Here is a 12,511-nt window from a genome sequence, read left to right as displayed (position 1 = left end):
TGCATGTCAAACACTTACAAGGCTTTGAGCGCACTTCTGTCTTATCCGACGCAAGAGATTAAAGACGCGGCGGCGGAAATCCGCAGAGCGATCCATGATGAGAAACTGACGCCTGCCTGGGCGCTGCGACAGATCGACCGGTTGATTGACGATTTTGAGACGCTCGATCTTTATGAATTGCAGGAGCGTTATGTCTTCCTGTTCGATCGCACGCGTTCGCTTTCGCTTTATTTGTTCGAACATGTCCACGGCGAGTCTCGCGATCGCGGACAGGCCATGGTCGATCTGAAAACGCTTTATGCGCAAGGCGGGCTTGAAATCGGTTCCAACGAACTACCGGATTTTCTGCCGCTGTTCCTCGAATATCTTTCTACGCTGCCGGTAGAGGAGGCGCGGGCTTTGCTGAATGAGCCCTTGAGCGTCATCGCAGCGCTGAAAGAACGGATCGAGAAACGCAATACGCCTTATACATCGGTCTTTCGCGCGCTTGAAGCGATTGCGGGCGAAGCGCCTTCCGAGCGCGAACTCGAAGATTTGCGCAAGGCGCCGGATGACGACCCGCATGATCTCGAAGGATTAGACGCCGCCTGGGAAGATCAGCCGGTCACGTTCGGGCCGGGAGACGCCGGTTGTCCGAAAGTCAGTCAGATGCTCGACCGGATGAACGCCGGCGAGGCGCCGGGCGACATCGCCAGAACCGCAAGGAGCTGACCATGGCGGATTATCTCAATCAGTTCTTCTTCGGCGTCTATCCTTATATCTGTCTCGCCGTGTTTGTCGTCGGGAACATTTTGCGTTTCGACCATGGGCAATATTCCTGGCGCTCGGGATCGAGCCAGTTATTGCGCCGTAAGCAGCTCGTCCTCGGGAGCATTCTTTTTCATGTCGGCATCCTGGTTATTTTTGTCGGACACTTTGTCGGGCTCCTGACGCCGATCTGGGTGTTTGACGCCATCGGGATTTCCCATGGCGCGAAACAATTGCTGGCGATTGTCGCGGGCGGGCTTGCAGGGCTTATGTGCCTTGCCGGCATCTTGTTGCTCATTCACCGCAGGCTGTTCGATGCGCGCATCCGGGCGACGTCGAGTTTCGGCGATACGTCGATCCTCTTGATTTTGTTCACGCAGCTTCTCTTGGGCCTGTCGACCATTTTCGTTTCGCTCCAACACCTGGACGGTCACGAGATGGTCAAGTTCATGGAATGGGCGCAACGGATTTTAACCTTCCGCGCCGGCGCGGCTGAATTAGTCGCCGATGTGCACCCGATCTTCAAGGCGCACCTTTTTCTGGGGCTGACGATCTTTCTCGTTTTTCCCTTCACCCGTCTCGTTCACATGCTGTCGGCGCCGGTCTGGTATCTCGGCCGGCGCGGATACCAGCTGGTGAGAACGCGAAATCCGCGCGCAACGGCGGCCGAATAAAAGGAGCAAGTGAAATGTCGGTTCGTGAAGCGGTTTTAGCCTTGATGCTGTCGGCGTCAGTCGCTTCTCCGGTTCTTGCCGAAGACGAGACGCCGGTGACCGATCAAAGTCCGATCATTGCAACGATTAAAGACGGCAAGCTCCTGCTTGATGTTCGTTATCGCTTCGAATTCAAGACCCAGGACGGGTTTTCCGAGGGCGCCTACGCCAACACGATAAGAACCCGGCTCGGTTTCGAAACGGCGGAAATCTATAATTTCAAGTTTCTGGTCGAGTTCGAAAACGTCGCCTCCATCGGGGATGATCATTTCAATTCGACGACCAACGGGCGCATGCAGTTTCCGGTGATCGCCGATCCTGACGCGACGGAACTCAATCGGGCGCATGTAACTTTCACAGGCATCGAAAAGACGCCAATCACCGTCGGTCGGCAGAGGTTCAATCTCAACAGTCAGCGGTTTGTCGGCGCGGTGGATTTCCGTCAGAACCAGCAGACATTCGACGCAGCCCGGATTTCGTCGACGCTCATCGATAGTGTAACCGTAGACTATCTTTATATCAGTCGCGTGCACAGGGTTTTCGGTAATGACAATCCATTGGGCGAGTTTGACAGCGACAGTCATGTCGTCTCGGTTGCCTATGACGCGGGCGCGCTCGGAAGCCTCAAAGGCTACGGCCTGTTGTTCGATTTTGAAGAGGCGCCTGCTTTGTCATCCGCCACTTGGGGGCTGCGTTATGAGAATTCAGAAGCGCTTGATGATACAGCCCGCATCAAGATTGGCGTTGTCGGCGAATATGCATCGCAAAAGGATTACGCCGCTAATCCGGTCAATTACAGGGAAGATTACATTCACGGGGAGGTCTCCCTTTCCGTCGCGCCGTTCATGGCGCAACTGGGATATGAATCCCTTGGCGGCGACGGCGTCATCGGCTTCTCAACACCCTTGGCGACGCTTCACAAATTCCAGGGTTTTGCTGATGTCTTTTTGACGACGCCGGCTGCCGGTCTTGAGGATCTTTATGGAACGATCAGCTATAGCTGGGACGGTCTATTAAAAACCGACAACGTGCGGTTGTTCGCTACATATCATGAGTTCGAAAGCGGTCTTGGCGACACGGACTTCGGCGCTGAGTTTGACGCAGGCCTTGCGATTAATTTCAGGAAGCATTGGTCGGCAGAGGTGAAAGGTGCGGTCTATGATGGCGCCGGCGCTTTCGCCGATCGCAGCCTAGTCTGGGCTTCCTTACGGTTTCAGTATTAGCGACAGGAGTTAGGTTATGACGGCTCCAAATACGACTAACGTCCATTTTTCCCCTAGCAGGGGAGACAAAAGACGTGCCGATGACCTCTGGGCTATTGAACCGATGCCGGCGGACCTGATCGACAGTCCACTGGATTTTATTTTCGCCGAACATCACCGGCAGCGGGAGGCCGCATCGATATTGACGATGCTTGCCGATGGCGAGTTTGACGGCGAAGGCGTGCATGCGCTTCTCACCTTCCTTGAAACAGATTTTGCTCTTCATATCGGGGACGAAGAGCTGGCGCTATTTCCTATGTTGCGGGAGCACTGTCTGCCGGAAGATAATGTTGAACGCATTCTCGCCCGGCTGGAGGATGAGCACCGCGAAGATGAGGCCAGTCTGGAAACGGCGACCGCGATCCTCACAAAAAGCGTTTCAGACAAGCAGCTGGGCGTAAACGACAAACGCCGGTTGCGGATGTTCGCGGAGCATATCCGTCAGCATCTGGCGCTCGAAAACGGCGTCTTGTTGCCGATCGCGCGCGTTCGGCTGAGGGAAAATGAACTTGGCGTTCTCGCAGACTTGCTAAAAGCGCGAAGGCGGTAGGGAAGTGGACCATCGTTCTCTAGAGTGTACCAGAAGTGACAATTTGAACAGGACTGAAAGGCGCCGTTATCGGAATTTAGACGTCACAATCGCCCGCGCATTACACATTCTCGCCGTTGTTCATTGGATCGGAGGCGTTTCCATGGTCACAGCGGTGATACTTCCCGCTGTGGCGCGGCTGAAAGAGCCGAAGAGGCGCATAACGCTCTTCGAACGGGCCGAGGGCCGGTTTGCCGGGCAGACAAAAATTTTCGTTACGCTGGCTGGGGCTACAGGAGTTTATATGACCCATCGTCTCGGCGCCTGGGATCGCTTTTTGGATTCCGGTTACTGGTGGATGCATGCGATGGTACTGGTCCTGACCGTTTTCACGGTTGCCCTGTTTGTAGCCGAGCCGCTCTTTCTCCATGCATGGTCTCTTCGCAAGGCCAAGCGTTTGCCTGATAGCGCCATTGCGCTGGTTCAACGTCCTCACTGGGCGCTGTTGAGCGTCAGCCTTGTAACAATCTGCGCGGCGGTGCTGGGCGCGCATGGGATGTAGTTCTGAACTGTCCTTCCAGGGAAATATGATTCGAATTATGGCTTGATTCTATGAGAACAGCCTTCCTGATTCTCGGGCTCGTGCTTGTCCCCTTGGGGGTTGCTGGGCTGGTCCTGCCTTTGCTCCCTGGGACGCCGTTGTTAATCGCGGCGGCCGCATGTTTTGCGCGTTCATCGCCAAGGTTCGAAAGCTATCTTGTCACCCATCCCCGCCTGGGAGCGCCTATAAGAGCATGGAGAGAAACAGGTGCTATACCCGTGCGGGCCAAGATTGTTGCGCTTGTAGCCATGGCGATTTCCATATGGATTATTGCCGCCGGAGATGCGCCAAGCATAGCAAAAGCGGCGGCAATATCGATTATGGTTGGTGCGGCTGTTTTTGTCGTTACACGCCGTAACAGTTAACGCCTATGTCACGGTTTCAAGGTCACGAAACCGCGACAACGCTTTGCGTTTTCGCGTGACATCGGCGGGCATGGTGTGATCTAGCACAATAAAGTATGTTGCCAGCGTGGTAGAAAAGTCGTGCTTCAGGCCTGGTGCACAAGTAACTGCGCAAGAGTTTTGCTCCGTCGCGAGGCATTCGCCTTAAGCGAGATTTCTGTCCATTATCCGAATAGCCCCCCATCGAAAATTTTTCTCGCCGGCATAGCTCGCTTTAACCTGCCATTTTGGCCGCGAACGGTTTCAAGAAATCCGGTTGTATTCCCGACCTTTGAAATCAGGCCTTCAAAACATGAAATTTCATTATTATTTTGGTTTTATATGATATGCCTTCGCTGCTGGCATCGACTTAGCCTCACGGCAGCTTGGCGGGCTATCTGCGTATCATCTTGATTTGCATCAAGCGGTCGCGATTGAAAAATGTAAATAATAGTGGGCGTATATAGGACGCATGATATTATGGCGGCTATGTCCATTGAAGCTTACTTCCTTGGCGCGAAATCTGAAAACGCCGACAGCGTCAGGCGAGCTTTTGACGAAATTTTGAGGCACTGGTTCGATTGGCGTTCCGAGCGTTTTCCAGATGATGATAATGTTATTTCAGATGCAGAGCGTAAGTCAGAAAAATTCTCAATAGAAAACGAAAGGCTTCATACTGCTTTAAAAGCATTGTGCGACATGCTGCTTGCCGAAACGCCTACCTTCACACCGCGCTATCTAAGCCACATGCTGTCAGAAGCTTCTCTCCCGGCGCTATTCGGACATCTTGCTGCGTTGCTTCACAATCCCAACAATACATCGCGGGAGGTCTCTCGGGTTGGCGCTCGCGTGGAGGTTGAAGCCATTGCCATGCTCGCAGATATGATAGGTTTCAATTCGGCTAAAGCTCAGGGCCACTTCACAAGTGGCGGCACGATAGCGAATTTTGAGGCGGTATGGCGAGCGAGGTATCGGATTGATCACGCGCTTGCTCTTGGGTTAGTCGCAGCAGAAAAATCACGGATGCCGTTTAGCGCATTTGAATCCGCACATATGGGCTGGGCCGCGTTTGATAGGCTTCGTTTGCGCGATGCGACATCGGAACTGGCTACCCGGGCAGCTAGCAGTGTTTTATGCAATCCGCTTGAGATTGCCGAACGTATTTCGAAATGTTCACGCCGCTCCTATCGGGGCCCGGTATTGATCACTCCGGGGAGTAAACACTTTTCATGGCGTAAGGCTGCAAACATTTTTCACCTTGGCGAGGAGTCGCTTTGGAATGCTCCGCTTGATAATGAGGGGCGGCTGGATATGGGAGAACTCCAGACACTGATAGAAAAGGCGCGCCGGGAGGACAGACCAATAATAGCGGTCGTGAGCGTGGCGGGAACGACCGAGGCCGGGGAAATTGATCCCATAGACAGCGTCACCAGCGTTCTGAACGAATATAGGCTTAACGGAATTCATATCTGGCATCATGTGGACGCGGCTTACGGCGGCTATTTTTGTTCAATGCTAGGAAGCGAGTTAGAGAAAATTTTAGACGATGGAAGAAGCGCCGCATTGAAAGCAATCAGGCTTGCAGATTCTGTGACAATTGATCCTCATAAACTCGGTTACGTCCCATATGCGTGTGGCGCATTCCTCACGCGTGACGAGCGTTTGTACACTGCGTCTACTTTTAATGCTCCTTATATAGACCGAGCGGAAATTGGCGATAAATGGCAGAGTACGATCGAAGGCTCACGTACAGCTGCAGGCGCAGCAGCGACATGGTTGAGTGGGCGAACAATGGGATTTGAACCGGATTGTTTTGGCGCATTTATGGCGAGCACCATAAACGCGCGCCGCATATTTGCAAAAGCGATAACTTCGCAGTGCAAAAATGTTGCGGTATTGGAGCCTGCCGATACGAACATTTTGTGTTTTTCAATAGGCAAGAAGGGCGACAGTCTGTCTTATAGTAATAAGCGCACGGATTATGTCTTCGGTCTGTTCCAGAAAGACCCGAGTTTTTCTGTGTCAAAAACTGTTTTCGATGTTGAAAATTATTGCCGTTTAGTTGAGGCGCACGCCAAGCGCCACGAGATGGCCTTGGATGATGGCAAGCTCAGCTTGATCAGATGTGTGTTCATGAATCCGTTTTTGCCGAAAGGAGAGGTTTTGGAGAAGTTCTTGCCGAAATTTATCGCGCGCCTGAACTTCTACGCCGAACAAGCGTTGGAACTCTGCGATTAATCATGGCGCTGCCACGGTTGTGGGCAGTCGGCCGCATGATTCGTTTCATTTGCGGGTTTTCTCACCGGACAATGATTTCGTTAGCGCAAAAGCCTTTGAATCGCCAAGTCCCGAAGGGGCATCTTGCAAAGAGGTATATATTGTGCATCATTTTCATGAAAGCACAGCATGTTGATTCTAGGAGGTCTTCCAATGCTCGATGCGTCCCCGACCGAATTTGATCCCCGTGACTGTCCTGGCGTCAACCGGGCGCACACAACGGCGGTTATCGTCGCCGACACCGTTGAGGAGTATGTCGGAAAGGCCGATTGGCGCATCAAGGCGAACGCCAATCAAGGCTATTCGCTTGGCGGGCTAATCCTTAATGTTTCCGGCAAGGTGATCGCCAATTATTGGCTCGATCATATCTATCCGCCGGAAATCGGCCGCGCCCATCGGGAAGCCGACATTCACATCCATGATCTCGACATGTTGTCGGGATATTGCGCAGGCTGGTCTCTTCGCACCCTCCTTAATGAAGGCCTCAACGGGATTCCGGAAAAGGCCGAAGCCGGCCCGCCAAAGCACTTTTCCGCAGCGCTCGGACAGGCGGTCAATTTTCTTGGGGCGCTGCAGAACGAATGGGCGGGCGCTCAGGCGTTTAGTTCGTTCGACACTTATATGGCTCCCTTCGTGCGGGTCGACGGGCTCGGTTATGAAGATGTACGGCAAGGGCTTCAGGAATTCGTTCACAGCCTCAATGTGCCTTCGCGCTGGGGAACGCAGACTCCATTCACGAATCTCACCTTCGACTGGACGTGCCCCGAGGATTTGCGCGAGCAGGTTCCGCTCATCGGCGGAAAAGAAGCAGAATTCTGTTATGGCGACCTGCAGGCGGAAATGGACCTCATCAATCGCGCTTTTATTGAAGTCATGTGTGCCGGAGACGCCAGAGGCCGCGTTTTCACCTTTCCGATACCGACTTATAATATCACTAGGGACTTTCCCTGGGAGAGCGAAAACGCGCAGGCGCTTTTCGCCATGACCGCGAAATACGGACTGCCGTATTTCCAGAATTTCATCAATTCCGATATGGAGCCCGGGCAGGTTCGCTCCATGTGCTGCCGCCTTCAGCTCGACTTGCGGGAACTGTTAAAGCGGGGCAACGGGCTCTTCGGCTCGGCGGAACAGACAGGTTCCATCGGCGTCGTAACCGTGAACTGCGCACGCCTCGGCTACCTTTTTCGCGGCGACTGGACCGGTCTTCTGGCCCGACTTGATGAACTTCTCGCGATGGGCCGCGATAGTCTCGAAGTCAAACGCCGGGAGATACAAACGCTGATGGATGGCGGGCTCTTTCCTTACACCAAGCGTTACCTCGGCACATTGCGCAACCACTTTTCGACATTGGGCGTCAACGGGCTCAATGAGATGGTTCGCAATTTTACTGGTGGCGCGCACGATATCACGACGCAGAAAGGCGAGGCGCTGGCGATAGATCTGCTGAATCATGTTCGCGGCCGGATGCTCCAGTTTCAGGAAGAAACAGGGCACATGTACAATCTTGAAGCGACGCCTGCCGAAGGGACGACCTATCGGTTCGCGAAGGAAGATCTGAAACGCTATCCGGACATTTTGCAGGCGGGAACCACGAGCGCGCCTTATTATACGAATTCGTCACAGCTCCCCGTGGGATTTACGGATGATCCATTCGAAGCCTTATATCGTCAGGACCCGCTGCAAACGAAATATACGGGCGGCACAGTGCTGCATTTATATATGAGCGAGCGGATTTCGAACGCTGACGCGTGTGCGGCGTTGGTGCGCCGGGCGCTCTCCCGGTTTCATCTGCCTTACATCACTGTGACGCCGACATTTTCGATTTGCCCGGTTCACGGTTATCTTTCTGGCGAGCACGCTCTGTGCCCGAAATGCGAAACGGCGGGCAACGAAGGGCAGGTTTGTGAGGTGTGGACCCGCGTCATGGGCTATCACCGGCCGGTGTCCGCCTTCAATCCCGGCAAGAGAAGCGAACATGAAGAGCGCAAACACTTCGAAGAACATCGCGCGGAACTTACCGCAGCGTAAAATGGATACGACGTTGTTGCGGATCGGCGGCTTCGAGCCGTTCAGCACGGTCGATTATCCGGGCAGACTTGCGGCCGTTATTTTTTGCCAGGGCTGCCCCTTGCGTTGCGGCTATTGCCATAATCCGGATCTGATACCGGCGAGGTCGGCGGGGCAGTTGACTTTTGAGCATGTTCTTTGGGCAATCGCTCGTCGCAAGGAATTCTTGGACGCCGTGGTATTCAGCGGCGGCGAGCCTTTAGCGCAAGCAGCGTTGATTCCGGCAATGGCGTCGATGCGGGCGCGCGGTTTTGAGGTCGGCCTTCATACCGCAGGAACAAATCCGTCCTTGTTTGAAGCAGCGCTCCCTTTCCTCGATTGGGTCGGATTTGACGTCAAGGCGGCTTTCGACGACTACCGCAAGGTGACGGGCGCTGACGTCGGTGAGAAAGCGCGCGCTTCTTTGAAAATCCTCGTGACGTCAGGCGTTCCTTACGAAGTTCGCACGACTGTATGGCCGGGGCGAATCGGCAAGACCGAAATTTGTGTGATGGCGTCGATGCTGCGAGAAATGGGCGTGCGCCGGTACGTTTTGCAGGAAGCGCGAACTCCGGATCAAAAAGCATGGCCCGGCGACGATATGTTGCAGGATCCGGCTTTTCTTTCCGACACAGCCGCCATGTTTGATCAATTCGAGGTGCGCCGTGCAGAGATTGTTTGAATTACTTTTCGCCAAGGGCGCGCCGAAAGAACTGCTTGCTGCGCGAAAAGATTATTCCGGGCCGGCTCTTTTCAGTTACGGCTTTCGACCTTTTTTCTTTTTTGGCGCGGTCTGGGCGGCGCTATCCGTGCCATACTGGATTTACATCTACAGTACAGGAGCCGGCGTTGTTGGCCTCATGTCTGCGCCGGAATGGCATGTCCATGAGTTGCTTTACGGCTATCTCGCCGCGATCATCGCGGGCTTCTTGTTAACGGCCGTACCGAACTGGACGGGTCGTCTCCCGGTCCTCGGCGTGCGGCTAATGCTTTTATTTGCATTATGGGCTGCAGGTCGAGTCGCGATGCTCGCATCAGGGATTATCGGGTCGGTGGCTGCAGGAGGCGTTGATTCCTTATTTTTGATCTCCCTTGCGGCTATGATGTGGCGCGAGGTCATCGCTGGAAAGAATATTCGAAATATTCCCGTATGTGTAATGGCGACATTGCTGGCGTTCACGAATATTGGATTTCATGCTAGCGTGCTGGGTAGTGCGTTTCATGAATTCATTGAGCATCTTGCAATTGGCGTGATTGCGCTGCTGATTACGCTGATCGGCGGGCGCATCGTTCCAAGCTTCACTCGAAATTGGCTTGCGCAGAGAGGGGAAACTGACCTTCCCGCACAGGCCGGATTGTTCGACAATATGGCGCTCGGCGCCGCCGGACTTGCGCTTCTCGGTTGGTCATTCATGCCGGGCAGCGAAACTACGGGGTTTCTTTTGATTCTTGCTAGCGTCATCCATTGGGTGAGGCTTGCGCGCTGGCGCGGCTGGAAAACCGGCCGCGAACCGCTCGTTCTCATACTGCATATCGGTTACGCATGGCTGCCTGCCTCTTTCTTGTTGATGGGCATTGCAGCGTTCGCACCTGCGACGGTTCCGCCTCACGCCGCGATGCATGCTCTTACCGCCGGCGCCATGGGGACAATGACGCTGGCGGTCATGACGCGTGCTACTCTTGGCCATACGGGCCGCGATCGTACAGCCGATATCTGGACGACTGCGATCTATTTGCTTGTCGTGACCGGCGCTCTAATGCGGGTAGCCGCTCCGTTTCTTCTTGCGCAAACCTATCTCCTGGCGCTCATGATATCCGCTTTGCTTTGGAGCGGCGCTTTTGCACTTTTTGCGATACGTTACGGGCCGATGCTTTGGGAGTCATGAATCGTCTTAAACACCGCCAATCAGAAGCCGACAGATGAGAATGGGGTGCGAGCGTGGACGAGTACTACCTCCAGATCCGAAACGTCCACATAGCCTCGGTCATCGCGAGCGGAAGCCTCTTTTTCTTAAGAGGCTTTGCGCTCAATGTTCTGGGATTTCGGTGGGTGATGGCGAAGCCTGTCAATTTCCTGAGCTATGCGATTGACACGGTTCTGCTGACGGCTGCGCTGATGCTGACCACAATTGTGGATCAGTACCCGTTCGTTCATGGATGGTTGACGGCTAAAGTGGTGTTGCTTGTCGTGTATATCGCCTTTGGCAGCTATGCTCTCAAAAGAGGTGCGACGCGAAGAATTCGCGTTGCATTCTGGGTCGCCGCGCTAGCTGTATTTATGTTTATTTTCAGTATTGCGAGGGCGCATGATCCATTAGGGTTTCTCGTCGAGAATATTGCTTTGGGAGCCGAGGCTGTGTTCAACTTGGCCGCTGCAAGCTGCTAGTTTACCGGCCGGACGCGATCGTAACTTTCGATTACGTTTAAAAAATAATCCAGCCGTGGGCGCCTGCTACTGCGCCCAAAATCGTGATGAAGCTTAGCGAAAGCAACAGAATATGAAACCAGTGCAAAAGAAAGAATGCGCGCTCCGGGTTTCGTCTGGCAAAGCCAGGAAAATATCTGTGTAGGATGAAAGGCTCGCCGATGAATAAGAGTAAGAAAAACAACAGCCATACAATCACCATGGCGTGCATCCACCAGTAGGCGGCATCCAAAAAGCGCGACCATAGCTCAAGCTTTTCCGTCATGTAGTAGCCGGTGACGCCAACGAGGAGCACAGCGGTCCGCGCGATCCAGACAAATCGGCGCTCGACCGCATGGAAGGCCGCTAGCTTGTCCGGCCCGAACTCCCCTCGTCGAACCGCCGGCAGGACGACGAGTGTCGCCATTGATACTCCGCCGATCCAGATAACGACGCCGAGAACGTGCAACGCGCGGGCGAAAAAGAGGTCGGTCATGAGATGTGTTCCGATAAAGAATGAACAAAAATACTTAGAGCAGATTAGTCCATATCGGTTTGCGCAAGCGCAAATCTGAATGAGATATAGACTGGCGCCTAATGCCCCCCTTTATCGGCGATTCGTGCTATGGCCGAAATGTCTCGGATTGTTAGGTGCTGATCTTGGCTCATCAGGAGTCCTGTTTTCTCCCAAGCTGCGAGCGTGCGGCTGGCTGTATGAAGGGTCGTTCCTGAAAATTCTGCGAGATCCTTGCGTCGTAGTGGAATGCCAATTGTCGTGACGCCATTCACGTTATGTCCAGCTTGTGCCGCTAGACGTAGTATCGCGTGGGCAATGCGCTGATCTGCGCATTGAGTGGCTAGCTCGCGTACGCGGTCCTGCGTTTCCGCCAGGCGCGCCCCGATGATCCGAATGATGTTGACTGCGATACTTGGAAATCGGTCGATCAGCTCGAAAAGGTCCGTTTCGCTCCAGCTGAGAATCAATGAGCGCTCAGCCGCTAAAGCGTCTGCGGGAAGCTTGTTATTGGTGAAGAGCGGGACTGTTCCGAAAAGATCGCCGGGGGCGATAAACCGGATGATAGCCTGTTTGCCATCGCTTCCCGTTTGGATAATGCGAACGCTGCCCGCCGCCAGTGCAAAGGCGCGATTTGCGTTGTCGCCTTGAGCGAAGATGGCGTCATTTTTGTTGACATATTCCATGTGCGCCGAGGCTCGGACAGCATTGAGGCCTTCCGGCGATAAACCGACGAAAAATTCCATTCGGGCAAAAAGAGGTAAGTCCGGAGACGCATTCGGATGTGGAGAGCAAAAGAGTGCCATGTGCGCATTCAGCTTTCGCGCCAGCGATTTCACAGAAAAAAAGCTGGCCAGTTTGTTCTGGCGCAACCTTTCCGCCAGGGTCCCATGATATACGCAAATGATTATTAATAGCAATTGGAGTAAGGGCGGTGTTTCGCAGGCGAGCAAAAGAAATAGGGTGGTCGAGCCCGAGGTTTTCTCTCTTCCGCTGGCGCGATTGCGACCTGGATCTTGCCGCATTGACCTTCTG

13 protein-coding genes are annotated in these 12,511 nt (G+C 53.9%); 11 read left to right on the top strand and 2 right to left on the bottom strand.

Annotation, left to right across the window (positions count from 1 at the left end; translation table 11 throughout):
• The first annotated feature begins 3 nt into the window (after nt 1–3).
• From narJ to CW354_RS02305, 11 genes are all read left to right on the top strand, one after another.
• Complete coding sequence (gene narJ / locus CW354_RS02355) at nt 4–711, top strand: nitrate reductase molybdenum cofactor assembly chaperone (protein ID WP_104828419.1); 708 nt, start codon at nt 4–6, stop codon at nt 709–711.
• Between the two features lie 2 nt (nt 712–713).
• Nucleotides 714–1,421, top strand: a complete 708-nt coding sequence (narI, locus tag CW354_RS02350) for a respiratory nitrate reductase subunit gamma (protein WP_104828418.1) — start codon at nt 714–716, stop codon at nt 1,419–1,421.
• 14 nt (nt 1,422–1,435) lie between these two features.
• Nucleotides 1,436–2,683, top strand: a complete 1,248-nt coding sequence (locus CW354_RS02345) for an alginate export family protein (protein ID WP_104828417.1) — start codon at nt 1,436–1,438, stop codon at nt 2,681–2,683.
• 16 nt (nt 2,684–2,699) lie between these two features.
• Nucleotides 2,700–3,272, top strand: a complete 573-nt coding sequence (locus tag CW354_RS02340) for a hemerythrin domain-containing protein (RefSeq protein ID WP_104828416.1) — start codon at nt 2,700–2,702, stop codon at nt 3,270–3,272.
• 142 nt (nt 3,273–3,414) lie between these two features.
• Nucleotides 3,415–3,813 (top strand): hypothetical protein, encoded by a 399-nt coding sequence (locus CW354_RS02335; RefSeq protein WP_207764627.1) that lies wholly within the window; start codon nt 3,415–3,417, stop codon nt 3,811–3,813.
• A gap of 50 nt (nt 3,814–3,863) precedes the next feature.
• Entirely contained in the window at nt 3,864–4,217 is a 354-nt protein-coding gene (locus CW354_RS24015; RefSeq protein ID WP_104828414.1) for a YbaN family protein, read from the top strand.
• 498 nt (nt 4,218–4,715) lie between these two features.
• The gene (locus tag CW354_RS02325; RefSeq protein ID WP_133162133.1) at nt 4,716–6,473 is read left to right on the top strand and encodes a pyridoxal phosphate-dependent decarboxylase family protein; all 1,758 of its coding nucleotides are present in this window, start codon (nt 4,716–4,718) and stop codon (nt 6,471–6,473) included.
• Between the two features lie 192 nt (nt 6,474–6,665).
• Nucleotides 6,666–8,540, top strand: coding sequence for a ribonucleoside triphosphate reductase (locus tag CW354_RS02320; RefSeq protein WP_104828412.1), 1,875 nt, complete (start codon nt 6,666–6,668; stop codon nt 8,538–8,540).
• A complete protein-coding gene (locus CW354_RS02315; protein ID WP_207764626.1) occupies nt 8,488–9,240 on the top strand; it encodes an anaerobic ribonucleoside-triphosphate reductase activating protein in 753 nt (250 codons plus the stop codon). The genes CW354_RS02320 and CW354_RS02315 overlap by 53 nt, the downstream gene beginning before the upstream one ends.
• The gene (locus tag CW354_RS02310; RefSeq protein ID WP_207764625.1) at nt 9,224–10,444 is read left to right on the top strand and encodes an NnrS family protein; all 1,221 of its coding nucleotides are present in this window, start codon (nt 9,224–9,226) and stop codon (nt 10,442–10,444) included. Before CW354_RS02315 ends, CW354_RS02310 begins: the two co-directional genes overlap by 17 nt.
• A gap of 53 nt (nt 10,445–10,497) precedes the next feature.
• Complete coding sequence (locus CW354_RS02305; RefSeq protein ID WP_104828410.1) at nt 10,498–10,944, top strand: SirB2 family protein; 447 nt, start codon at nt 10,498–10,500, stop codon at nt 10,942–10,944.
• A 37-nt stretch (nt 10,945–10,981) separates the two neighbouring features.
• Here the strand turns inward: CW354_RS02305 and CW354_RS02300 are convergent, their stop codons facing one another.
• Together CW354_RS02300 and CW354_RS02295 are read right to left on the bottom strand one after the other, a co-directional pair.
• Nucleotides 10,982–11,458, bottom strand: a complete 477-nt coding sequence (locus CW354_RS02300; protein ID WP_104828409.1) for a hypothetical protein — start codon at nt 11,456–11,458, stop codon at nt 10,982–10,984.
• A gap of 98 nt (nt 11,459–11,556) precedes the next feature.
• The gene (locus tag CW354_RS02295; protein WP_207764624.1) at nt 11,557–12,501 is read right to left on the bottom strand and encodes a Crp/Fnr family transcriptional regulator; all 945 of its coding nucleotides are present in this window, start codon (nt 12,499–12,501) and stop codon (nt 11,557–11,559) included.
• Nucleotides 12,502–12,511: the final 10 nt, after the last annotated feature.

The organism is Hyphococcus luteus (assembly GCF_002943565.1).
GTDB classification, from domain to species: Bacteria; Pseudomonadota; Alphaproteobacteria; order Caulobacterales; family Parvularculaceae; genus Hyphococcus; species Hyphococcus luteus.
Note: the sequence above shows the minus strand (reverse complement) of the source record. Positions and strands in the feature narration are given on the sequence as shown.